Raw genomic sequence first — 22,215 nt, forward strand, 5'->3', positions numbered from 1 at the left:
TATGGCAAGATTAAATGTAAATCCTACAAGAATGGAGCTGAGCCGTTTAAAAATACGTCTAAAAACTGCTAAAAGTGGACATAAACTGTTAAAGGACAAGCAAGACGAACTTATGCGTCAATTTATTATTTTAATAAAACAGAATAGAAAATTGCGTGAAGAAGTGGAAGGAAAATTACAAAATTCATTTAAGGATTTTTTACTTGCAAGAGGAGTAATGTCTGATGAAATGCTAGAAAATGCTATTGCATATTCGGAAGATAAACTTTTAGCAAATATAAAAACTAAAAATGTAATGAGTGTAATTGTGCCAACAATGACTTTCAATAGAGATATAGAAAATGCAGAAGTATCTTATCCCTACGGATATGCTCAAACATCTGCTGATTTAGATGATGCTGTTGATGGCTTGAATCGAGTAATGAAAGACTTGCTGGAACTGGCAGAAACCGAAAAGGCATGTCAGCTTATGGCAGATGAAGTCGAAAAAACAAGACGGCGTGTAAACGCACTGGAATATATGACAATTCCTCAGCTTGAAGAAACAATCCGTTATATTCAGATGAAACTTGATGAAAATGAAAGATCAAGTATCACAAGGCTTATGAAAGTTAAGGATATGATGGCAGAAAAAGCATAAAATTATAAATTTATTTTGAAATAAAAAAATAGAGTCGCTTAATTGCGGCTCTTTTTATAGTAAAACTACTTTAAAACAAAACTCAAAAGTTATGACTATTTTACTCAAAACCTAAATTTATATAATTTTTAGTAGGTTTGAGTATATATTGAATATTTTTTAAAAATCTCCTTTTGATTTCTTTACTTTAAATCTTTTATATATTTTTTCACAAAATCTTGAATATCAGTCTTATTAATTACATTCGAAAATCTTATTTCTGAATTTCTGACTTCTGTTAATTTTTCTGGAAATTTTACCCCAGTAGTTTCTGATATTTCATCTAAAATTGTATAAGGATCTTTTGTTTCATCAATTCCCAATGCTTTTGCAATTGGAGTTGGGAATTTGAATGGGTGTGCTGTTGACATTATTACAGTGTGAGTGTTTTTGTCTAAATTACTATTATCTAATTTTTCATAAACAGAATAAGCAACTGCTGTGTGAGGATCCATTAAATAATGATAATTTTCATACACACTCTTAATTGCATTTACAGTTTCATCGTCATTTGCAAACTCTCCATAAAATTCATTTTGAATATTTTTCAATTCCTCTTCATTTACAGACAACTCTCCTCCTGAAAGCAAGTTTGTGATTAATTCATTTACTCTTTCAGAGTTTTCGTTTAATGCGTAATATAGATATCTCTCAAAGTTTGATGAAAGAAGAATATCCATTGATGGAGAATTTGTTGCATAAAAATCTCTATTTTTATTGTATATTCCAGTTTGGAAGAAGTCAGCTAGAACTTTATTTTTGTTTGAAGCCGAAATAAATTTTTTGATTGGTATCCCAAGTTTTTTAGCAATAAATCCAGCCAAAATATTTCCAAAGTTACCAGTTGGAACTACAACATTAAATTCCTCATTAGGTTTAATTGTTCCAGCCTTTACCAAATTTACGTAAGTCGATACATAATATATAATTTGTGGGAATAATCTTCCGATGTTGATTGAGTTTGCACTGGAAAACATTACATTATGGTCGTTTGCGTATTTTTTAAATTCTTCACTTGAAAAAATGACTTTTATGGCACTTTGAGCATCGTCAAAATTTCCGTTTATTGCGACTATTTCTACATTGTTTCCAAGCTGTTTTCGCATTTGTTCTTCCTGCATTGGGCTAACTCCGTTTTTAGGATAAAATACGACAATGTTAATTCCGTCAATATCTTTGAATCCTTCAAGTGCAGCTTTTCCAGTATCTCCAGAAGTTGCAGCTAAAATCAATATTTTTTTATCTTCTTTTTGTTTTTCTTTACTTAAAAGCAGTAAATACGGGAATAATGAAAGAGCTAAATCTTTAAATGCCAATGTTCTTCCATGAAACAGTTCTCCGAAACTCACTTTTTCATTTAGTTTATGTATAGGAACAATATTTTCATCATTGAAAGTAGAGCTATTATAAGCACTATTAACAGCTTTTTTTATTTCCTCATCTGAAAATTCGGTAAAAAATAGTTTTATAATTTTTTCTGAAAGTTCTTGATAAGATAAATTTTTCAGTTCATCATAAGTCAATTTCACTTCTGGCAATTTTTCAGGAATATAAAGCCCTCCGCCGTTTGCAAGTCCATGTAATGTCGCAAAAGTAGAGCTTTGTAACTCGCCGCCTCTTGTACTTTTATAATTCATAATTACACCTCTTTTTAATTATTTTGTTTATAAAGTATTATAACATAAAAAAATACCCCAATCAATTGAAATAGAGTATTTTTTCACTTTTATTTCTTATAGTATTGACTTTTTATATAAATATGGTATAATATTTACTGTAAAATATACAAAGTAAAAAAAATACAAAAATATTTTAGGAGGAATTTTTATGAAAAAGATTTTATTAGGTTTATTTTTAGGATTAACAGCATTATCATTCTCAGCACCAAGTTTTGTAAACGTGAAAGAGATAGAAAGAAAAAATTATAATATTATTGCTGATATTGATGAGGTATTGTCATATTATAAAATATTTGAAGATGGAGCAGTAGAAACAGTAACACATGTTTATGATCAAAATTCAAGTGCAAAAGATATTAACGATATGTTTAAGAGTGAAATTATAAATGAGAATGTAAAATCTCAAGATTTTTTTGAAACTAAAAAATATTACATTAGCAAATACTATGATTCAAGCGAAGAAATGTACATTTATCTTATCACAGGAAAAAATTCTAAAGTAAAAAATGGCTATACTTCAATTCTTTATGTGACAGAGTTGAATCTTAACAAGGAAAATTTGGGAAATAAGGCAAATATATTCTTTAATGAAGCAGAAAGCTATTTGAAAAAATAATCGTAAGTATATTCTAAATATTGGTAAACTTAGAATCGATATAATTTATAAAAATGGATATAAATTTTAAAAATAAAAAGTGAGCTTTTAGAAATTTGATTTTACTTACGGATAACGGATTGACTTTTATAAGAAATGAGAGTCAATCCTTTTAAATTTAATAAAAATATATATACTTGTATTTTTTTTCTGAAAATGGTATCATACAGATGGAGAGTGTAGAAGGAGGGAAGTAAAAAATTGAAAAGTGATATTGAAGAACAAAAGAGTAAGACAAGAAGTGAAAATATAGCATCAAATATAGAATCAAACCAAAAAAAAATAAAAAATGGAAAAGAAGAAACACTAAAAGATATGTTAAAGGAAGTGGATGATGAGGTAAAAAGAGAAGAAATTATCCACATGCTGCTAGAACAGAAAGTTTCTAAAGTTATAAAAGAAGAAGAAGAGGAAAAAAGAAAATTTTCATATAAAGTTTCAAATTTTGCAGGAAGCAATAGATTTATTCTTTTTGTGATAATATTTGTTTCAGTGTGGATTGTAGCAGATGTATTCTTTTTTTTAAAAGGTCGATTTAATCCGTATTCGTTTGTAATAATGAATGCTATTTTATCTTTTATTATGTTAATTTTTTGTTCAATTATAATTTTTAATCAAAATAAAAAAAAGAAAATTGACGAAAAAAAGTCTGAAAATGATTATAAAGTTAATTTAAAAAATGAGATTATAATAGAAGATATGCATTATAAACTAGATGATTTAATTGAAAAGCAGGATGAGATTGTAAAACGTGTTCAAGAACTTGAAAAAAGGCGAAAAGTTCCGCCAATCAAAGAAAAAAAAGAATATAAATTTATTGATATTTCTGAAAAGGATAGAAATAAGCATTAATAATTTTATTTTCTGTTTTTTAGAAAGAAATGGGGAAAATGAATATTTTTGATTTAAAAGATTTGTCTGAAAAAGAGGAAGTTGTAAGGATTTTGACTGAGAATGAAAATGTTAAAATTGAAAAAATTATTTCAACTGGACAGACTACGGATTGGCAGGAATCAGATAAAAATGAATTTGTAATTTTAATTCAGGGTAAAGCTGAAATTGAGTATTTTAAAAACAATGATTATAAAAAAAATATAATGAAAAATCAAAGAAATACTAATAATAAAAAACTACAATTAGTAAGAGGAGATACTGTATTAATCAATAAGGGAGAACGGCACAGGGTAAGTTACACAAGTAAAGAACCTTGTTGTGTGTGGATTTGTATCTTTTTTCATTAAAAATTGAAATTAAAAGAAAAGAGGAATGAATATGATGCTATTTGTAATATTTGCATTGGTTATTGTTGTTGCGACAGGAATACCAGTTGTAAAAAAAATGATTGAAAATAAAAAATTAATGAAAGAATATATGGATGAGCAAGCACTTGGAAAACATGAAGCAATTGGGAAAATAAAGGATACGAAGACAACTAATGATAAAGTTATTGAAGGATTATTCTACTTGTCGCTTATAGCTTTGCTTGGAGGAGGATTTTATAGCTTTTATTTATATGAAAATGAAAATTCTGACAATATGCGAGTTCAACAGCAATCTGAAAGAACAATGGCTCAAATTACAACAGATCAGAATCAGCAAGGCCAAAATCAGCAGAATCAAGGAACACCAGTTATTCAGAATAATATAATCTCAAATCCAAATGATGCACAAGTTCAGGAAAATGTAAAAAGAGAACAAGCTAGAATTGATAAGATGTTTTCGGATAGTCAAAAAGATACAGAAGGCTTATTAGAAATGTTAAAAAAAAGTTTGGAAAAGCAAGATACAAATTCTGGAATTAAAAATGGAGAAAAAGCTTTAGAAAATGTTAAAAAGTCTAATAATTTATTTAAAAAAGCAAAATGTAATCCAACTGGAGATGCCACTTTTGATAAAGAATGTCCGAAACTGCTTGAAAAAGGTAAGGAACTGTATTCTTCAAAACAAATTGATGTTGAGAAAATGCTGGATGTGTTAAAAAATATTGAAAAAGGTATAAATGACGTAAAAAATAGTGAAATTGGACAGCAGGCTGTTCAAGAAGGAAATAAACTATGGGATAGCCTTATGAAGAAAGTTGATGATTTTCAAAAGAAATCAAAATAAATTATAGATTTTTACTCTAATTCAAGTGGATTGACTATAAATACAAAATAAAAAATGATACTGATTAAAGGAATTATTTCTACTTTATGGAGATAGTTCCTTTTGCTTTTTATAAGTTAGTTAACAATTTAATATTAGATTATTTTGCTTGATAACAGCATTTATTATTTTGGGTTATTTAAACTAATTTTTAGTAATAAGAAAGTTTGTAATAAATTTATTATTTAAATAAAATTTGGTATCAGATAGAATATTCATAATTTTCATTCTAATTTTTAAGAAGTTTTACTATAAAAATTTTCCTTAGAAAAACAATAGCAAGTTACAAGAATTTTTAAGGAAAAAAACAAAAAATTAACAAAAATATAGGGTATAATATCAAAGAGTATAGATATACAATTAGAGAAATTTGAATTAAAAGGAGGACTCACTATGAAAAATATAGGAAATATAGTGCTTGGAGCTTTGATTAGCTTAGTTGGACTTGTGATTTTGACTGAAAGTAATGATAATCATATTGATATAAAAATTGCAGATAAGGAAAATTTGAGTTTAGATAATATAAAAAATGTAACAGCAGTAACAGAGAAAAAAGGTTCTGGAAAAAAGGTGAAGGCTGTAATTATTGAATTTGATAAAACAATAAAAAGTGAAAAATTATCAAAAAATGCAGTTACTGTTACTCAAAAGAGCATTTCCAAAAATAATATCGGAGATGAAGAAGATGAGCCAATAGTTAATACAACTGAAACTAAGATAAATAGAGAAGTTTCAAAAATATACACAAGTGACAAGATAGATGACAATGTAGAAGCAAAAAATGGGAAATATCTTTATTTAGAACTTGCTGAAGATAAAAATTCTAATAAGGAATCTGCACAGGAAAACCTTGAAAGTATAAAAATATCAATTTCACAAGATAAAGCAAATTATTTTACAAATAGTAAAAGTTTTAATGTAAACAGTAAATCATAGAATAATATAAAAAAACTAATAGAATGGTGATAAAATGAAAAATAAAAGATTGGTATTAATCTTAACATTAATGGCTGTACTCACTGTAGGATGTTCTAAAAAAAATGATAGTAAGATTAATAATTTGAAAAGTCAGAATATATCTAAAAACGAAAAAGTTACAGAAAATTTGACAAAAGAGTATTTAAAAAGTATAAATTATTCAAATTTAGCAGATAAAGATACTCAGCAAAAAGTTAAGGAAAGTTTAGAAAATGCTGGAATTGATTCAAATAGTATAAATCTCTTTTTCAAAAGTGTGAATTATTATAATGAGGCAACGCAAAATGAAGGGCTTATAAAATCAGGATTTATTAATTCTAACAATATAAATCCGACCTATGATGAAGTTGCTATACAGAAAATTTGGGATAAAAAAAATAAAAACTTTCAGGATTTAATTGTAGAATAACTGCATTTACTTTTATGAAAGATTATGTAAAAGTAGAAAAACCTGTTGTAAAAACTGGAGAAATGCTTTTTATGGATGTAGAATCGCTAAAAAATATGCCATTTGAGTTATTTTCTAAAAATGAAAAAGACAAATTTGTTAATTTATTTTCAGAAATTCCTACGAAAGCTACTAAAGATGTGAAAGTTCACGTTGAAAATGTAAAAAATGTTTGGAAAGAGCGAGGAGTTACATTTGATAAAAATAGTAAAATATCAATGATTTCTGTGTTTTTCCATTTTAATGATGAGCCGCAAGAAAATATTTTATTTATTGGGCATGTTGGAATTTTGATTCCTGAAAAGGATGGAAAATTAATGTTTATTGAAAAATTGGCATTTCAGCAACCTTACCAAGTATTGAAATTTAATAATAGGACAGAATTGAATGATTATCTTATGAATAAATACGATACTGCTTGGGGACAGCCAGTTGCTAGACCATTTATTATGGAAAATGATGAATTGTTAAAGGAATATAGAAATAATCCAAATAATAAAAGTTAGAAATAATAAAAAATAAAAACTCAGAAAACAAATTTATCTTCTGAGTTTTTTTGATACTATTTTTTAGTTTTTTTATCTTTTTTGCTATCTTTCTTTCCTTTTGATGACTTTTTATCGGAAGATTTTTTTCTTCCTTTTCTATCTCTTCTTTTATCTGATTTTTTGCTAGACTTTTCTCCACCGTTTCTTCCCCCTGTAGCTTCTTCAACAAGTGGTTTGGCATCTTTTTTGGAATTTAAAGCACGCATTATGTATTCTGCTTCTTGTAATGGAACTGTAATAAAAGAATATTTATCCATAATTTTTACATCTTTTACTTTTCTTCCTGGTGTTTTTGCTTTTTTATTTAATAAGTCAAGCAATCTTCCTACATTGTAGCCATCTTTACTTCCAAGTGCAATAAACAGTCTTGTCTTATCATTAATTTTGACTTTTACATCTTCGATTTCATTATAATTATCAGGCAAGAATTCATCTTCGTAAACATGTCTTAATACAGAAGCAAGAACTTGTTTTGGATCTCTTCCATCTATTAATTTTTCAGCTAGTTCTGAGTATGTATCAAAATCGTTTTCTTTAATGATTTCATCTACATAAGCAATTAATGCTTCTTTTTTTGCTTCTAAAATTTCTTCTACGTTTGGAATATTTTCTCTCTTAATGTCTGTTTTTGTGATACGTTTAATTTGAGCAAGCTTGCTAGCTTCTCTTGGAGTTACAAATGTTATTGCGATACCTTTTTGACCGGCACGACCTGTTCTACCAATTCTATGAACATAAGACTCAGCTTCTTGTGGGATAGAATAGTTAATAACGTGTGTCAGATTACTTACATCAATTCCACGTGCAGCAACATCTGTTGCAACTAATATTGTTAATATTTTTTTCTTGAATAAATCAAGTGCTTTTTGTCTAAGTGCTTGAGTAATATCTCCGTGAATACATTCAGCATCATAGTTTCTAGCTTTTAATTTGTTTGTAACATCATCTACTTCAGATTTTGTACGGCAAAATACAATTCCATAAAAATCTTGTTCATAATCAAGAACTCTGCATAAAGCTTCAAATTTATCTTCCTGTTTTACCTCATAGTAAATTTGTTCAGTCAAATTAGTAGTAAGTTCTTTTTTCTCAACTTTTAATAATTTGTGTTCTGGCATAAATCTTTTGGCAATCGCCATAATTGCTTTAGGAATTGTTGCTGAGAAGAATAGCATTTTTTTCTCATCGTTAGTTTTTTCTAAAATCGCTTCGATGTCTTCCAAAAATCCCATATTTAGCATTTCATCGGCTTCATCCAATACAAAATAATCTAAATTGTCAACTTTTAGTACTTTTTTTCTCATTAAGTCCATTACACGTCCAGGTGTTCCAACAACAATATCTATTCCAGATTTTAATTTTTTTATCTGGTTTTCTATTGAAGCCCCACCATAAACAGCAAGCACTTTTAAATCCTTTGTTCCTTTCAATGAATAAATTTCATCGGCAACTTGATTGGCAAGTTCTCTTGTTGGAGCTAAAATTAAAGCTCTAACTGTTTTATCAGCTTCAATTGTTTCTAAAATTGGAATACCAAATGCGGCTGTTTTTCCTGTTCCTGTCTGAGCTTGTCCTATTAAGTGCGTTCTTTCCTTTAATAATTCAGGAATTACCAATTTTTGTATTTCACTTGGCTCCTCAAATCCTTTTTTACTTAAAGCGTTAAGCATCTCTGTACTTAATCCAAAATCTTCAAATCTTTGCATTACTTTTTTATTTACCTTCTTTCATTTTATATTTATACTCATTATTTTTAAAAAATTTTTTGTACATACTATTATACCACATTTTTTGCCTTTTTGTACTTATTTTTAAAATTTATTTTTTCCATTGTAAAAGCATTTTTAAAAATAAACTTAAATTCTTGGATAATTTTTTAAAATTTTAGGTTTAATAGATTAAAAAAAATTCAGTAATGTTACTGGTATGGATTTAAGTGTTGATATGTTGAAAAATAATTTTAAAAATTTTCAAAAAAGACTTGAAAAATTTTCAAAAATGTATTATTATATTGTTAGCACTTAAAGTTAAAGAGTGCTAAAAATAAAATTGAATTAAAGATTAAAATATTTTAGGAGGGAAAAATGATAATTAAACCATTGGGAGAAAGAGTTTTAATAAAACAGACAGAACAGGAAGAAGTTACAAAAAGTGGAATTGTATTGCCAGGTACAGCTTCAAAGGAAAAACCGATAATTGGAGAAGTTTTAGCCGTTGGTTCAAAAATTGAGGAAGTTAAAGTTGGAGATAAAGTAATTTTTGAAAAATATTCTGGAACAGAAGTTAAGGATGGGGAAGAAAGCTACTTAATTTTAGAAAAAGACAATGTTTTGGCAATCGTTGAATAATAAAAATTTAAAAAAATAAATTTGTATGGAAATTAAATGTATAAAAAATAAGACAGACATTACAAAACAAGTAATTTTGATTTCTTATTAAAATAAAAATTATATTATTAAATTACGAAAGAATTTTGTAATAAAAAATTTACAAATTTTAGAAGGAGATGATAAAAAATGGGAAAAATAATAAAATTTAATGAAGATGCGAGAAAAGCGCTTGAAGTGGGAGTAGATACACTAGCTGACGCTGTAAAAATTACACTTGGACCAAAAGGAAGAAATGTAGTATTAGATAGAGGATTTGGAGCACCAATGATTACAAATGATGGTGTTACAATAGCAAAAGAAATCGAACTTAAAGATCCGATCGAAAATCTTGGAGCACAAATTGTAAAAGAAGTGGCTACAAAGTCAAATGATGTGGCTGGAGACGGTACAACTACCGCAACTGTACTGGCACAGGCTTTAATCAAAGAAGGACTGAAAATGGTAGCTTCTGGAGCAAATCCTGTATTTATAAGACGTGGAATGGAGCTTGCTTCTAAAAAAGTTATTGAAGAACTTACAAAAAGAGCTAAAAAAGTGGAATCAAATGAAGAAATAGCACAAGTTGGGGCAATTTCGGCAGGAGATGTAGAAATAGGACAATTAATTGCTCAAGCTATGGAAAAAGTTGGCGAATCTGGAGTTATTACAGTTGAGGAAGCACGTTCTTTGGATACAACTCTGGAAGTTGTAGAAGGAATGCAGTTTGACAACGGATATTTGTCACCTTATATGGTTTCAGATTCTGAAAGAATGGTTGTGGAAATGGATAATCCATTTATTTTAATAACAGATAAAAAAATTGCAAATATGAAAGAATTATTGCCAATCTTGGAAAAAACAGTGGAATTAGGACGGCCAATGCTTATAATTGCTGAAGATGTGGAAGGAGAAGCACTTGCAACTCTTGTTGTAAATAAACTTCGTGGAACATTAAATATTGCCGCTGTAAAAGCTCCAGCGTTTGGGGACAGAAGAAAGGCTATGTTACAGGATATTGCAATTTTAACAGGTGGAGAAGTTATTTCTGAAGAAAAAGGAATTAAACTTGAAACTGCTGATATTAATTTCTTGGGACAAGCTAAAAAAGTTAGAATTACTAAAGATAACACAGTTATCGTAGACGGTCTTGGAGAAAAAAATGCAATACAAGCAAGAATTGGACAAATAAAAAATTCAATTGCTGAAACAACTTCTGATTATGATAGAGAAAAATTACAGGAAAGACTTGCTAAATTATCAGGTGGAGTAGCTGTAATAAAAGTTGGAGCTGCAACTGAAACTGAAATGAAAGAAAGAAAATTGAGAATTGAAGATGCTTTAAATGCAACAAAAGCAGCTGTGGAAGAAGGAATTGTGCCTGGTGGAGGAACAATCTTGATTCAAATTGCAAAAGCAATTGAAGACTTTAAATTATCAGGTGAAGAAGGGCTTGGAGTGGAAATTGTGAAAAGAGCATTATCTGCACCACTTAGACAAATTGTTATCAATGCTGGAATTGATGCAGGTGTCGTAATTGAAAAAGTAAAAAATTCTGAAAATGGAATAGGATTTGACGCTGCAAAAGAAGAATATGTAGATATGGTAAAAGCTGGAATCATTGATCCTGCTAAAGTAACACGTTCTGCGATTCAAAATGCAGTATCAGTATCATCAGTATTATTAACAACTGAAGTTGCAGTTGGTAATGAAAAAGAAGAGTCACCAGCTGGTGGAATGCCAGGTGGAATGGGAATGCCAGGAATGATGTAATCTATGAAATCTAATAAAATAAGGGGTAGTCATTATAGACTACCTCTTTTTTTCTGCTATATTATTTTTTAATTTTCATTTCTTCTAAAATTGTCTTCACATTTTCCAAATTAATACTTTTTCCGCTTTCCAAAAGCCTTTCTACGACAATATCAATTTCTTTGCCTTTTGCACCAGCAAAAAGTGCCAATGAACGAGCCTGTAACTTCATGTGTCCATGCTGTATTCCAGTTGTAACAAGTGCTTTTACTGCGGCAAAGTTCTGAGCGAGTCCTACTGATGTAATAATGCTTGCCAGTGTCCTTGCGTCAGGATTTCCTAAAATATTAAATGCAGCTTTTACGCTTGGATTTAGTCCTATTGATCCACCTACACTTGCAATTGGCATTGGAAGGGTAAGTTCTCCCTTTAATTTATTTGTGCTTTCATCAAAAGTCCAAGTTGTAAGTCCTTCATATTTGCCATTTTTCACGGCGAAGGCATTTCCTCCAGCTTCAATTGCACGCCAGTCGTTTCCAGTAGCGATTACCACAGCGTCAATTCCATTGAAAATTCCTTTATTATGCGTTGTTGCACGGTAAATATCAAGTTTTGCAAATTTGCTCGCAAGTTCTATTTTTTTTGCAGTTTCAATAGATGTTTCCATTGAGCTGCTAAGAAGTTTTACATTTACTTCACATTCGGCTTTTACTAGAGATTCAGTTGCATAATTTGATAAAATTGCCATTAGGCTTTTTCCGTTTGTAATATTTTCAAGCGGCATTTTTATTGACTCAAGCATTGTATTCAAAATATTTGCCCCCATGGCCTCCTTTACATCGGCAATTAGATAAACAATTAAAAATTCATCAATATTCTTCACTTCAATATTAATTGCTCCACCACCACGTCCTACAATTGAAGGATGAGCCTCATTTGCAATTTTTAAAATCTCATTTTTATTTTCTAAAATCATCGAAATAGCATTATCAAAGTCCAAAATATCATATAACGCAACTTGTCCAATCATTTTCCTGTCTAAAATTTTTGTCGAAAAACCACCAGATTTTCCTATAATTTTAGCTGCGTAACTGCACCCTGCTACAACAGATGGTTCTTCTGTAACCATTGGCACAGCATAATCTTTTTTATCAATAACAAAGTTTGGAGCAACGCTGAATGGCAAGGCAAATGTTCCAATTCCATTTTCAGCCATTTGATTTGCAGTTTCTAGTGGCAAGTTCTCGTTTTTTTTCAGAAGTTGTTCAAATTCTTCAGTTAAAAAGCCATTATCTTTTAACATTTGTATTCGTTCAGTTCGTTCTTTTTTTTGAAAGCCAAGCCAATTTAATTTTTTTTGATTTTCTTTTTTCATATTTGAAATCAGTTCCTTTCATTTTGGGGTTATAATAAAACTCAAGCACTTAAAAAATTGTCAATTTCTAATGCTTGAGTGAAAATATAGTTTAAATTTCAAGGTTTATAGCCAGTTTTATCTTTTTCTGTTATTTTTCTGATAACTTTGCACGGCACTCCTGCGGCAATTACATTATCTGGAATATCTTTTGTAACAACGCTTCCAGAGCCAATAATAGTGTTGTTTCCAATTGTAACTCCTTGATTAATGTGGACTCCTGCACCAATCCAGACATTATTTCCGATTTTTACAGGCTTGGCATAACATCCTCCGTTTATTCTTTCTTCTGCATCAATGCTGTGATTGGAAGTATAAATTCCTACTCTTGGACCAAAAAGAACATTATTTCCAATTTCAATTCCACCACCGTCAAGCATTACACAGTCAAAATTTGCATAAAAGTTATCTCCTATTGAAATATTAAATCCAAATTCACATCGGAATGTTGGTTCAAAATGCACATTTTTACCAATTGATTTTAAAAGATTTTTTAGGATTGCTTCTCTTTCTGATGACGTTTTTCCAAAACTTTCATTATATTTATTTGTTAAAAAAACAGTATTTTCTCTAGCTTTTATAAGCTCTGGAGTTAAATCATTGTAAACTTTTCCAGATAAAATAAACTGTCGTTGTTCTTCTAAATTCATATTAATTAGCTCCTTTAGGATAGATTTAGTTTATTTTTTTGTAAATTCTTTTAAATACGCATTTTCCACTTTTAAGTCCAACGCAAACGCATTATCACTTTCTTGAATAAGTTTGCTATTTGAAAAATCACAATTTCCTTCATTATCTAAAATTATTTTTTCAAAAAATAAATTTTCATATTCATTTATTGATAATTGCTTTCTATTGTCAAAATCGTCTAATCTATCGTGCCTTAGATGATTTTTAAAGTCTTCTGCAAGGGTTAGATTAAAAAATTCACAAACAGCACCACTTCCATAACTATACATTCCAATATTGTCACCAGCTTTCAAGCTATCACAGTTTTCAAGTAATGAAAGCAAACTTAGATAAAGAGAGCCTGTGTAGATATTTCCGACTCGTTTTCCATAAATTATTGAAGTATGAAATTTTTCCAAAAATTTATTTTTTGTTTCTTTTTCCACATTTTTTTCTAAAAGTGAATTAATCGCTTTTAATCCAAGTTTTGGAAATGGTAAATGAAAACAGAAAGCATCAAAATCGGATAAATCTTGATTATATCTTTTTTTGTATTCATCAAATGTCGTTGTAAGGCAGTCAAGATACTGCTTTGTTGAAAAATGTCCGTCTACTATTGGAAAATTTGAGTAGTTAGGACGCCAGAAGTCCATAATATCACGTGTTTGACATACACTTTCATCATTTATTACAGCAATTTTGGGGTCTTTTTTTATTAGCATTGCGATACTTCCTGCTCCCTGTGTAGATTCTCCAGGAGTGTCAATTCCGTATTTTGCAATATCTGAAGCAATTACGAGAACTGAGGCATTTTCGTTTTTTTCAATATAGTTTTTGGCAAAACTTAAAGCGGCAGTTGCCCCGTAGCAGGCTTCCTTAATCTCAATACATCGTGCAAATGGCTGGATATTAAGCAGATGATGGATGAAAACAGCAGAAGCTTTGCTTTGATCAATTCCAGATTCTGTTCCAACAATAACCATTTCAATATTTTTTTTATCTTCTTCATCTAAAATTTTTTCAGCCGCACTTGCCCCAAGCGACACAATATCCTCTGTTACAGGTGCAATGCTCATTTCGCTTTGCATAAGACCTTTCACAAACTTATTTTCATTTTCATTTCTTCCAAGTGCTAAATCTCGTATATCTAAAAAGTATTTTGGCATTGCAAATCCAATTTTATCTATTCCAATTTTGATTTTTTTTCCTATTTCTTTTATTTTCATAAAATTCGGACCTTTCTATTAAATATTTTTTGAAGGAATCGTAAATTATACTTAAAATAAGATGTGAAAATTAATAAACATAAAAGTTTTAAGTATATCTACACATATTGTACTATAAAAAAAATGAAATAGCAACGGCTACAATCAAAAAGAAATATTTAATTATTTATTTAGTGCATATTTTCTAATTGCTTTTGCTACTCCGTCATTTTCATTGCTGTCAGTTCTGTATTTTGCAGCTTTTGCAGCAAGTTCTGTGGCATTTTCCATTGCAACACTGTAATTGGCATATTCAAACATTTCAACATCGTTATTTCCATCTCCAATTGCCATAACTTCTTCCTGTTTTATTCCTAGCTTTTCTGCAAGTTTTTTTAAACCTGTTCCTTTATTGTTATTTTTGGGTAATACTTCATACACGTATGGCTGGCTTAACACTCCACTATAACTATCTTTTAATATATTTTCACATTTTTTTTGAAAATTTTCCATTTCTTTAGGATTTCCAAGAAACAATACCTTGATTATTTTATATTTTCCACTTTTTGCTTCTTCAAGACTTATTTCTGTAATATCTGAAAAGACAAATTTTGCATCCATAATAAGTTCATCTGTAGGTTTTCTGCCTATATTAAAATAATGTGTATCGTCAACCAGTGTAAAATTTATATTGTATTCTTCAGAAAATTTATATAAATAATCAATATCGTCAGGTGTAATTTCTGCCCAGTCAATTAATTCCCAGTCTTTTGTCCTATGAATTGAACATCCGTTATTTAAGATAACGTAACCTTCTAAGTCAAGTTCATGAAGTCCAAGCTCTTTATAGAATGGCAAAATACCGTATAAAGGTCTTCCAGTGCAAAGTACAATTTTTATCCCTACTTCTATTGCTTCATGAATTGCCTCCTTTTGTGCTTTATCAATATGCTTTTTCTCATTAAGCAAAGTTCCGTCCATATCAATTGCAATTAGTTTTATCATAATTCTATCCTTTCTTTTGTTAAGTTTTCGTTATTAGTATATCTTAATTTAAAAGAATATTCAATATATTTAATATGAATCTAATTTTATATTGCAATAAAAAATTTTTAATAATACTATTTTGTTTGTTTTTTCTAATAATGAAATATTTTAGTAAGAAAATATTAAAAAATTTAAGAAACTCCTTGAACAATTTAACAAATTGAAGTAAAATATAGTAAGTAAAAACTTTTTAGAAGAAATAAAAATAATTATAAAAAATTTAGGAGGTAATGTAATGGGAACACCGCATATTGGAGCAAATAGAGGAGATGTTGCAGAAACTATACTATTGCCAGGAGACCCGCTTAGAGCAAAATATATTGCAGAAACATTTTTAGAAGACGTTGTTCAGTATAATAATGTTAGAGGAATGTTAGGATTTACCGGGACTTATAAAGGGAAAAAAATATCTGTTCAAGGAACTGGAATGGGAGTGCCTTCAATTGGGATTTATTCACATGAACTGATAACTGAATTCGGAGTAAAGAACTTGATTAGAATTGGTACAGCTGGTTCTTATCAAGAAGATGTGAAAGTTAGAGATGTTGTTATTGCAATGTCAGCTTCGACTGATTCTGCTATTAACAAATTGAGATTTAATGGAGCAGACTATGCGCCTACAGCAAGTTCAGATTTAGTTTTCAAGGCTTATGAAATTGCTAAGGCAAAAGGATTGAATGTAAAGGCTGGAAATGTATTTACAAGTGACACTTTCTATGGAGATGATCCTAATGCTTGGAAAAAATGGGCTGAATTTGGAGTATTATGTGTGGAAATGGAGACAGCACAACTTTATACAACAGCGGCAAAATTAGGAGTAAATGCATTAACTTTACTTACAATAAGTGATTCATTCATTACTCACGAAGTTACAAGTGCTGAAGAAAGACAGACAACTTTTAATGAAATGATAGAAGTAGCCTTAGAAACAGCATTACAACTTTAAAATAATTAAAGAAAATAACTAAAGGGAGAAAAAATTAGTGGAATTTTATAAAAGATTAGTTATAAAAATTTTGGAACGTAGTTCAGTTGGCTCTGAAAATAGAATTTTGAAAAAGTTAAAAAGCGGGTATGACTTGACACAGAGAGAAATGTCAGAGCTTGAAGAATTACTGGAAAATATTTTATAAATAAAGATATTTAAGAAATCTTTATCTTTGAGACAAGGGGGTTATCCCCTTGTTGTTAATTTAAACTAAAAGAAAGGAAAATAAAATGAAAATAGAAAATTTATATCCTGAAAAAGTTTTTCACTATTTTAGTGAAATTTCAAAAATACCAAGAGGTTCAAGAAAAGAAAAAAAGATTAGTGACTGGATTGTTGAATTTGCCAAGAAAAGAAATCTGGAAGTTATTCAGGACAAGGCATTAAATGTATTAATAAGAAAGCCTGCAACAGCTGGATACGAGGAATACTCACCACTTATCCTGCAAGGACATATGGATATGGTTTGGGAAAAAAATAAAAATACACAATTTGATTTTGAAACACAAGGAATTGAACTTGTTGTGGAAGATGGATACCTAAAGGCAAATGGAACAACACTTGGGGCAGATAATGGAATTGCTGTGGCTTATGCACTTGCGATACTTGACAGCAATGACTTGAAACATCCGGCACTTGAAATTATCATCACAACTGACGAAGAAGACGGAATGAGCGGAGTTAATAACCTTGACTTTGGAATTTTTTCTGGAAAGACACTTATAAACTTAGATACTGAAGAATATGGACAAGTTTATGTGAGTAGTGCAGGTGGTGCGAGAATCCTTAATGAGTTTAATTTTGATGCTGAAAAATTAGAAGAAGACGATACTGTAATAAGTGTTGATGTGAAAGGGCTTTTAGGTGGGCATTCAGGTGCTGAAATTCATTTAGGATTAGGAAATTCAAATAAAATTTTGGCAGAAGTTCTGAATCATTTAAATAAAAAATACACTCTTGCAATAATGGATATTGACGGTGGAGAAAAAACTAATGCAATACCGAGAGAGGCTGTGGCGTTACTAGCTGTAAAACTTGAAGATGAAAAAGTCAGTGATTTTGAAAAATTAGCAAACCTTGCTTTTGGAAATATAATAAAGGATTTTAAAATTATTGATAAAAATCCAGTTATTGAAGTGAAGGAAGTTAAGAAAGAGGAACTAAAAAATCAAGGGAAATTATCAATTTCCAACACAAATGCCGTTATTTCATTTTTCCACGAATTTCCAAATGGAGTTATCTCAATGAGCAAAGATATCGAGGGACTTGTAGAAACTTCAATAAATCTGGGAGTTATAAAAACTGAAAATAAAGATGGAAAAATTGTTATAAAAATTCAGGCATTGCCAAGAAGTTCAGTAAATAAATCACTTGAAAAATTACTAAATGATGTGAAGGAACTTTCTGAAAAATACGAAGTGGCAGTAAAAATAAATTCTCCATATCCATCTTGGGAATATCGAAAAGATTCAAAGATTCGTGAAATAGTTGTAAACTCATTTAAAAAAATAACAGGAAAAGATGCTGAAATTAAGGCAATTCACGCTGGACTTGAATGTGGAATTTTTGACAACAATATGGAAAATGTTGATATTGTTTCAATTGGGCCTAATATTTACGGTGCACACACACCTGAAGAAAGAATGGAAATAGATTCAGTTGGAAAAACTTGGGAATTATTGCTAAAAGTGATGGAAGATTATAACATTAAATAAAAAATAAAAACAAAAGGAATATTAAATGAAAAAAGAGCCAAATAAACAAAAAGAAAAACTAAAAATAAATGAAATTATAGTTGTTGAAGGGCGAGATGACATAACAGCCATAAAACGAGTTGTAGATGCACATATTATCGCCTTAAACGGCTTCTCCGCATTATCTAAAAAAACGATAAATAAAATGATTGAATTGTCAAAAACTAATGATTTAATTTTATTTACAGATCCTGATTTCGCAGGGAAAAAAATTCGTGATACATTAAAAAGATATATTCCGAGCATAAAGCATGCTTTTGTAAGTCAGAAAGATGCAACTAAAAATGATAATATAGGAGTTGAAAATGCCAATGACAAAGCAATTTTAGAGGCATTAAAAAATGTTATTACAGCTAGTCAAAATATTGAAGATAGATTTAATATCAGTGACTTGATTGATAATGGGCTTATTTCTGGAAGTAATGCAAAAGAACGTAGAATAATGCTCGGAGATATTTTAAAAATTGGCTATTATAATGCAAAACAACTTTTAAAGGCTCTTAATTCATTTAATATTTCAAAAGAACAGTTTGAAGAAGCTGTTGAAGAAATAAATAGTTTATCTTGATAATTGAAATTCGAGAAGCGGGGTTGTAAGGGCATGGCGTTTGATGCCCTTACGATAAATTATTAAAATGTCGCAATTAATATTGCAATTTATGTTATTAAAAAAGCAAAAACTATATTTTAATTATTTAGCTGATTTTTTATAAGGACAACTGATTAAGTGGTCATCGACTATTCCGATTGCCTGTAAGAAAGAATAAACGATTGTAGAGCCAACGAATTTAAAGCCACGTTTTTTCAAATCTTTGCTGATTTTATCAGATAATTCTGTAGTAGCAGGTGCTTCTGATATTTCTTTCCAGTTATTGATAATTTGCTTGTTATCTGTAAAATTCCAAATGTACTTGTCAAATGAGCCAAATTCTTTTTGTACTTCCATAAATGCAAGAGCGTTTTTAACAGAAGCGGATATTTTTAATTTATTTCTCACAATTCCTTCATTTTGAGCCAGTTCAGCCAATTTAGTTTCATCATATTTTGCAATTTTTTTATAATCAAAATTATCAAAAGCCTTTCTAAAATTTTCTCTTTTATTCAAAATAAGATTCCAGCTAAGTCCTGCCTGAAATCCTTCCAATATTAGCATTTCAAAAAGATAACTATCATCGTGGGAAGGAACTCCCCATTCGGTATCATGATAGATAATGTCGTTTTCAGATTTTGCCCATGGACATCTAGTTTTTTTCATATTCCAATCCTTTCAATTTTTTTAGTTATTGTAAGTAAAATTGTTTTAAATTTTAAACATGTTATTAGGATTTAGCATATTTTAAATATTCGTTTATAAATAAGTCAATGTCTCCATCCATAACTTTTTCCACATTTCCTTCTTCTGCCTTTGTTCTGTGATCTTTTACCATTTTATAAGGTTGGAAGACATACGAACGGATTTGGCTTCCCCATTCGATTTTTGATTCTGTTCCCTTTAATTCTGCCATTTCCTTCTCACGCTTTTCCAGTTCCAGCTCGAATAATTTTGATTTTAATATTTTCATTGCAGTTTCACGGTTTTTTAGCTGTGAACGTTCATTTTGGCATGTAACTACTGTATTTGTAGGAATATGGGTAATTCTAACGGCTGAGTCTGTTGTGTTTACGTGCTGTCCGCCTGCGCCACTTGCCCTGTAAGTATCAATTTTCAAGTCCTCTGTACGAATATCAATTTCAACGTCATCTTCTATTTCTGGAGTAACATTTACTGCGGCAAATGAAGTATGCCGTCTGGCATTAGAGTCAAATGGAGAAATTCTGACAAGTCTGTGTACACCTTTTTCTCCTTTTAAATATCCATAAGCGTAATTTCCTTTTATATTTAATGTTACACTTTTTATTCCAGCTTCTTCTCCAGCAAGGCTATCAAGGATTTCAACTTTGAAATCATGCCGATTTGCCCATCTGTCGTACATTCTGTAAAGCATTTCAGCCCAGTCACAAGCTTCAGTTCCACCAGCCCCTGAATTTATTGTAAGAATCGCATTATTCATGTCGTATTCCTCATCTAGAAGTAATTTTGTCTTAAAATTATCAATTTCATTTGTCAAATCTTGTGCCTTCTGTTCAAGCTCATTTTCAAACGAATTGTCCCCCATCTCAATAAACTCAATAATAGTGGAAACATCTTCAAAAAGCCCATTTAAATTCTCGTATTCTTCAAGCAACTTTTTCTTTGCACTAATAGTCTTTAATATTTCCTGACTGTTCTCATTATTCCAGAAATCTGCTTCAAATGTCTTTTTTTCCAAGTCATCAATTTCATTTTTTAAATTTTCAATGTCAAAGATGCCTCCTAATTTCTTCAATGTTAATTTCATTTATTTCGTTTTGTTTTTTTATTTCAAATAAATCCATATTTTTAAACCTTTCTTTATACATTCAAATTTTTATCTTTAACTACAAGTAAAATTTTTTTCAAGAAAAAAAAATAATTGTTAATTAAATAAATTTATAGTAAAACTTATTTAAAACTAAACTCAAAAGCGATGACTATTTTACTCAAACCATAAATTTATATAATTTTAGCAGTTTAATTTAAAATAGGTTTGAGTATATAATACAAAAAATCTTTTGAATTGAGACTTTAAGTATTTTTAGGAAAATATTAAAAGAAGCTGCTTTTTAAAACAGCCTCTCGTAAAGTTTTCTGATAGTAAAACTTTATATCAAAATTTTAAATAATAATTATTTTTGAACTCTGACACCTTCAACGATTTTATCATTTTCTTCATCGTACCAAACTTCATTTTGTAAAGTTTCTTCTTTTACATAAGATAAAATGTTGTTAAATGTAGCTTCGGCAATGTTATCTAATGCTTCATTTGTTAAGAATGCTTGGTGAGATGTCAATACTACATTGTTGAACGATAATAATCTTGCTAAAACATCATCTTCTAATACTTGGCTAGATTTGTCGTCAAAGAAGTAGCTTGATTCATTTTCATAAACGTCAAGTCCAACTCCACCAACTTGTTTAGATTTTACAGCGTCAAGCAAGGCTTCTGTCTCAATTAATCCACCACGTGCAGAGTTTATAATAATAACCCCTTTTTTAACTTTTGCAAGGCTTTCGGCATTGATAATATGTCTAGTTTGCGGTGTTAATGGGCAATGAAGTGAAAGAACATCAGCTTTTTCAAGCACCTCATCCAAAGTTGTGTAAGTAAAGTTTTCTTCTTTTGCAGCTTGTTCATTTGGATATAAATCGTATGCAATTACATTCATTCCAAGTCCATTTAAGATTTTTATAAAAATTCTTGCGATTTTTCCAGTACCGATAATTCCAGCAGTTTTACCATGCAAGTCAATACCAGTTAATCCAGCAAGACTGAAGTTTCCTTCACGAGTTCTATTATATGCTTTATGCGTTTTTCTATTTACAGTCATAAGTAATGCTAAAGCATGTTCAGCCACAGCAAATGGTGAGTAAGCAGGTACTCTTAAAACAGTAATTCTGTTTTCACGGGCAGCCTTTAAATCGATATTGTTATAACCAGCACATCTTGCGGCAATAACCCTTACACCATTTTTTGCAAGTATATTTAATACTTTTGCATTTAAGTCATCATTTACGAAAGTACAGACAACATCTTGATATTTCGTAAGCATTACATTTTTTAAACTTAATTTTTCTTCAAAATATGTAATATCCGCCCCAAATTTTTCATTCCATTTGTCAAAAAATTCAATGTCATAAGGTTTCGCATCGAAAACTACGATTTTCATTTTTACATTCCTCCTAAAATTTATAATCTTTTTATCTTATTAAATTTATTATAGCAAAAAAAAATAGGCTAAGTCAAATGATTTTACAAGATTTTTATTATT

Annotated in this window: 21 protein-coding genes and 1 pseudogene; 13 read left to right on the forward strand and 9 right to left on the reverse strand. The window is 29.6% G+C overall.

Features of this window, described 5'->3' with window-relative positions:
• The first annotated feature begins 1 nt into the window (after position 1).
• Positions 2 to 640 carry a V-type ATP synthase subunit D gene (locus FVE75_RS03960; protein WP_147005312.1) on the forward strand — a complete coding sequence of 213 codons (639 nt, stop codon included), beginning with the start codon at positions 2 to 4 and terminating at the stop codon, positions 638 to 640.
• 182 nt (positions 641 to 822) lie between these two features.
• Here FVE75_RS03960 and thrC read toward each other — a convergent pair whose 3' ends face one another.
• Positions 823 to 2,316, reverse strand: a complete 1,494-nt coding sequence (thrC, locus tag FVE75_RS03965) for a threonine synthase (RefSeq protein WP_147005313.1) — start codon at positions 2,314 to 2,316, stop codon at positions 823 to 825.
• A gap of 190 nt (positions 2,317 to 2,506) precedes the next feature.
• Here thrC and FVE75_RS03970 point away from each other — a divergent pair, with 190 nt between their 5' ends.
• From FVE75_RS03970 to FVE75_RS04000, 6 genes and pseudogenes are all read left to right on the forward strand, one after another.
• A complete protein-coding gene (locus FVE75_RS03970; RefSeq protein WP_147005314.1) occupies positions 2,507 to 2,974 on the forward strand; it encodes a hypothetical protein in 468 nt (155 codons plus the stop codon).
• Between the two features lie 240 nt (positions 2,975 to 3,214).
• The gene (locus FVE75_RS03980; RefSeq protein WP_147005315.1) at positions 3,215 to 3,865 is read left to right on the forward strand and encodes a DUF1003 domain-containing protein; all 651 of its coding nucleotides are present in this window, start codon (positions 3,215 to 3,217) and stop codon (positions 3,863 to 3,865) included.
• A 38-nt stretch (positions 3,866 to 3,903) separates the two neighbouring features.
• Positions 3,904 to 4,254: a cupin domain-containing protein gene (locus FVE75_RS03985; RefSeq protein WP_147005316.1), complete on the forward strand. Its 351-nt coding sequence runs from the start codon at positions 3,904 to 3,906 to the stop codon at positions 4,252 to 4,254.
• Between the two features lie 31 nt (positions 4,255 to 4,285).
• A complete protein-coding gene (locus tag FVE75_RS03990; protein ID WP_232052624.1) occupies positions 4,286 to 5,119 on the forward strand; it encodes a hypothetical protein in 834 nt (277 codons plus the stop codon).
• Between the two features lie 432 nt (positions 5,120 to 5,551).
• Complete coding sequence (locus FVE75_RS03995; RefSeq protein WP_021744896.1) at positions 5,552 to 6,094, forward strand: hypothetical protein; 543 nt, start codon at positions 5,552 to 5,554, stop codon at positions 6,092 to 6,094.
• Positions 6,095 to 6,164: 70 nt separating this feature from the next.
• Positions 6,165 to 7,090, forward strand: a pseudogene (locus FVE75_RS04000) (DUF4300 family protein).
• 56 nt (positions 7,091 to 7,146) lie between these two features.
• Here the strand turns inward: FVE75_RS04000 and FVE75_RS04005 are convergent.
• Positions 7,147 to 8,838, reverse strand: a complete 1,692-nt coding sequence (locus FVE75_RS04005; RefSeq protein ID WP_147005317.1) for a DEAD/DEAH box helicase — start codon at positions 8,836 to 8,838, stop codon at positions 7,147 to 7,149.
• A gap of 378 nt (positions 8,839 to 9,216) precedes the next feature.
• Here FVE75_RS04005 and FVE75_RS04010 point away from each other — a divergent pair, with 378 nt between their 5' ends.
• Both FVE75_RS04010 and groL read left to right on the forward strand, forming a co-directional pair.
• On the forward strand, positions 9,217 to 9,480 hold the full coding sequence (locus tag FVE75_RS04010) for a co-chaperone GroES (RefSeq protein WP_021745275.1): 264 nt from the start codon (positions 9,217 to 9,219) through the stop codon (positions 9,478 to 9,480).
• A gap of 168 nt (positions 9,481 to 9,648) precedes the next feature.
• Positions 9,649 to 11,271: a chaperonin GroEL gene (groL, locus tag FVE75_RS04015; RefSeq protein WP_147005318.1), complete on the forward strand. Its 1,623-nt coding sequence runs from the start codon at positions 9,649 to 9,651 to the stop codon at positions 11,269 to 11,271.
• Positions 11,272 to 11,332: 61 nt separating this feature from the next.
• On the opposite strand, the gene FVE75_RS04020 is transcribed toward groL, so the two are convergent.
• The 4 genes from FVE75_RS04020 to FVE75_RS04035 all read right to left on the reverse strand — a co-directional run bounded on the left by FVE75_RS04020 (position 11,333) and on the right by FVE75_RS04035 (position 15,543).
• Positions 11,333 to 12,625, reverse strand: coding sequence for a hydroxymethylglutaryl-CoA reductase, degradative (locus FVE75_RS04020; RefSeq protein ID WP_147005319.1), 1,293 nt, complete (start codon positions 12,623 to 12,625; stop codon positions 11,333 to 11,335).
• Positions 12,626 to 12,723: 98 nt separating this feature from the next.
• Positions 12,724 to 13,314 carry a sugar O-acetyltransferase gene (locus FVE75_RS04025; RefSeq protein ID WP_147005320.1) on the reverse strand — a complete coding sequence of 197 codons (591 nt, stop codon included), beginning with the start codon at positions 13,312 to 13,314 and terminating at the stop codon, positions 12,724 to 12,726.
• A gap of 30 nt (positions 13,315 to 13,344) precedes the next feature.
• Positions 13,345 to 14,559 (reverse strand): hydroxymethylglutaryl-CoA synthase, encoded by a 1,215-nt coding sequence (locus FVE75_RS04030; RefSeq protein WP_232052625.1) that lies wholly within the window; start codon positions 14,557 to 14,559, stop codon positions 13,345 to 13,347.
• A gap of 162 nt (positions 14,560 to 14,721) precedes the next feature.
• The gene (locus FVE75_RS04035) at positions 14,722 to 15,543 is read right to left on the reverse strand and encodes a Cof-type HAD-IIB family hydrolase (protein ID WP_147005321.1); all 822 of its coding nucleotides are present in this window, start codon (positions 15,541 to 15,543) and stop codon (positions 14,722 to 14,724) included.
• Between the two features lie 277 nt (positions 15,544 to 15,820).
• On the opposite strand from FVE75_RS04035, the gene deoD reads away from it, so the two are divergent.
• The 4 genes from deoD (at position 15,821) to rnmV (ending at position 18,895) form a co-directional block, all read left to right on the forward strand.
• Complete coding sequence (deoD, locus tag FVE75_RS04040; protein WP_147005322.1) at positions 15,821 to 16,531, forward strand: purine-nucleoside phosphorylase; 711 nt, start codon at positions 15,821 to 15,823, stop codon at positions 16,529 to 16,531.
• Positions 16,532 to 16,568: 37 nt separating this feature from the next.
• Complete coding sequence (locus tag FVE75_RS10910) at positions 16,569 to 16,718, forward strand: hypothetical protein (RefSeq protein WP_006803764.1); 150 nt, start codon at positions 16,569 to 16,571, stop codon at positions 16,716 to 16,718.
• Between the two features lie 85 nt (positions 16,719 to 16,803).
• The gene (locus tag FVE75_RS04045; RefSeq protein WP_147005323.1) at positions 16,804 to 18,288 is read left to right on the forward strand and encodes an aminoacyl-histidine dipeptidase; all 1,485 of its coding nucleotides are present in this window, start codon (positions 16,804 to 16,806) and stop codon (positions 18,286 to 18,288) included.
• Between the two features lie 25 nt (positions 18,289 to 18,313).
• Positions 18,314 to 18,895 (forward strand): ribonuclease M5, encoded by a 582-nt coding sequence (gene rnmV, locus FVE75_RS04050; RefSeq protein WP_147005324.1) that lies wholly within the window; start codon positions 18,314 to 18,316, stop codon positions 18,893 to 18,895.
• A 123-nt stretch (positions 18,896 to 19,018) separates the two neighbouring features.
• Here the strand turns inward: rnmV and FVE75_RS04055 are convergent, their stop codons facing one another.
• From FVE75_RS04055 to FVE75_RS04065, 3 genes are all read right to left on the reverse strand, one after another.
• The gene (locus FVE75_RS04055) at positions 19,019 to 19,582 is read right to left on the reverse strand and encodes a DNA-3-methyladenine glycosylase I (protein ID WP_147005325.1); all 564 of its coding nucleotides are present in this window, start codon (positions 19,580 to 19,582) and stop codon (positions 19,019 to 19,021) included.
• Between the two features lie 64 nt (positions 19,583 to 19,646).
• Positions 19,647 to 20,742, reverse strand: a protein-coding gene (gene prfB, locus FVE75_RS04060; RefSeq protein ID WP_197735203.1) for a peptide chain release factor 2 whose coding sequence is annotated in 2 segments (ribosomal slippage) — positions 19,647 to 20,669 and positions 20,671 to 20,742 — 1,095 coding nt in all. Because the reading frame shifts where the segments join, the coding sequence is not laid out codon by codon here.
• A 330-nt stretch (positions 20,743 to 21,072) separates the two neighbouring features.
• A complete protein-coding gene (locus tag FVE75_RS04065) occupies positions 21,073 to 22,113 on the reverse strand; it encodes a 2-hydroxyacid dehydrogenase (RefSeq protein WP_147005327.1) in 1,041 nt (346 codons plus the stop codon).
• Positions 22,114 to 22,215 lie beyond the last annotated feature (102 nt).

The sequence above is a fragment of the Leptotrichia hongkongensis genome (assembly GCF_007990635.1).
Taxonomy (GTDB): Bacteria; Fusobacteriota; Fusobacteriia; order Fusobacteriales; family Leptotrichiaceae; genus Leptotrichia; species Leptotrichia hongkongensis.